The following is a 1,737-nucleotide window of genomic DNA, read 5'->3' as shown; positions in this document are numbered from 1 at the left end:
AACCCGGCATCCCGCCGGAGCCGGACCTGCCCGATGATCTACGCCATGGTCATCGGCCGCCGACCGGCACGAGTACCCAACTCGCCATCCACACCAGACCCGTGACCTGCGACTTCACGATGCACACCGCTCAATGGACGGCAGCGGCACCCATCGACGGCTAGAGATCTTCAACGGCTGAGGTTACGGCGGTTGGAAGTCGAGCCCGGTCTTGGCGATGAGACCCTCGATGAGGCGGGGCGGCACTGCATCCGTTTCAGCCGCGTCTTCACCAACGCGATGAGCTGGTCGAGGCTGTGTTTGGTGAGGTTGGCCAGTGACCTCTTCAGATGCGACCACACGCCCTCGACGGGGTTGAGTTCGGGAGCGTACGGCGGCAGCTGGTAGACGGTCAGCCATAATCGGGCGGCGATCAGCTGGTGCATGGTGCGGCTGACGTGCGTGTTCAGATTGTCCCGGACCAAGACGATGGGGCCGCCGAGCTGCTGGTGCGCGGCATCCAGCAGCCGCGCGCAGTGGGTCTCGATGAAGCCCTTTCGACGTGTGGCGGTGGTGACGGGGGCTGGCCTGGGGTTGTTCGGGGTTCGTTGATAACGGTGGTGTGGTGTTGGTGGTGGTGTCCGGTATCTGAACGGCCGGTGCGGGTTTGTGCTGGTCAGCGGCTTGGCGCGGGGTCGGGTCTGCCGGTCCAGTAGAGGGCGGTGTCGATGTCGCGTGCGGTCCAGCCGTCGGCGCGTGCTGCGCCGTGCTTGAGGAGGTCGTCGAGGAGTTGCATGTAGCGGCCGTAGCGCCCCGGTGTTGGGGTGAGGTGGAGGGTGTCCAGGGCGTGTTGGACGCGGCGGTCGTAGACGGCCATCCGCGTGGGTGCTGCTGCGGTCAGGACGGCTGAGGCGAGGGCGTCACCGGTGCGGAAGCCGGGCAGTTTCCAGATGATGCCGCGCCCGGTGCGGGCAGCTTCGCTACGGGGCAGGGCGGTGTCGCGGACGGCGGTGACGGCCCGTTCGGTGACCGCTCGTACGCGGGTGTCGGGCAGAGACATGAGCGCCGTCACCCACGGGGTCTGTGCGGAGAGCCGTTTCCAGACGACCAGGGCTGCGATGTCCATCTTGCCGAGGCTGCCTGTGTGTTCGGTTCGTTCTTCACTGGCTGCGCAACCGGATCGCTCACCTGGAGCCAGTCTTTACCAGAGACCTGAATCTGGACCTGAAGACCATGAGCTGTGGGAGGGGCAGACCTCCCGGCACGGTGGGCAGGGCGGCACTGTGCCGAAACCCTGGAAGCCGCCCGTGCTGGCGTCCACGCTGCGGCCACACTGGTGCAGTGGTTCCCTCCGGTGCGGCGACCCGCGTGTCCTGATGGCGATGACGTCCTGTACGGGGGGCGCCAGGCTCGCATCCACGTCATCTACGACGGACCCGCCACCATCGGCGGTCGGAGAGAACTGACACCGCTCCAGGAGACACCACGGGTCCCGGGGAGTGAAGGCATCCCCGGGACCCGGCTCTATGAAGTCACTTGATCCAACGGCCCTGCGACCTCAACGTCACGCGTTCCGGGTGACTGGACCGGAGCAGGGGGAACACAGCCGTAAATCCGCTGTACACATGCCAACGTGAAGCTACTGACCTTGGCGTTATAGCGGCTGGGTGTCTGGGTCTTCGTCGGACCTGGTGACAGGGCCCGTCTTGGCTGGTAACCCGGAAGTATGCGGTATCCGGACGGGGGCGGGCTGACCGC

1 protein-coding gene and 1 pseudogene are annotated in these 1,737 nt (G+C 66.2%); both read right to left on the bottom strand.

From position 1 onward, the window contains the following. Positions 1–183: 183 nt before the first annotated feature. Positions 184–542: pseudogene (locus tag ABZ656_RS57795) on the bottom strand (transposase); the annotation flags it as partial. A gap of 113 nt (positions 543–655) precedes the next feature. Continuing rightward, complete coding sequence (locus tag ABZ656_RS57790) at positions 656–1,105, bottom strand: hypothetical protein (RefSeq protein WP_101406449.1); 450 nt, start codon at positions 1,103–1,105, stop codon at positions 656–658. Positions 1,106–1,737: the final 632 nt, after the last annotated feature.

The organism is Streptomyces sp. NPDC007095 (genome assembly GCF_040634475.1).
GTDB lineage: Bacteria > Actinomycetota > Actinomycetes > Streptomycetales > Streptomycetaceae > Streptomyces.
Note: the sequence above shows the minus strand (reverse complement) of the source record. Positions and strands in the feature narration are given on the sequence as shown.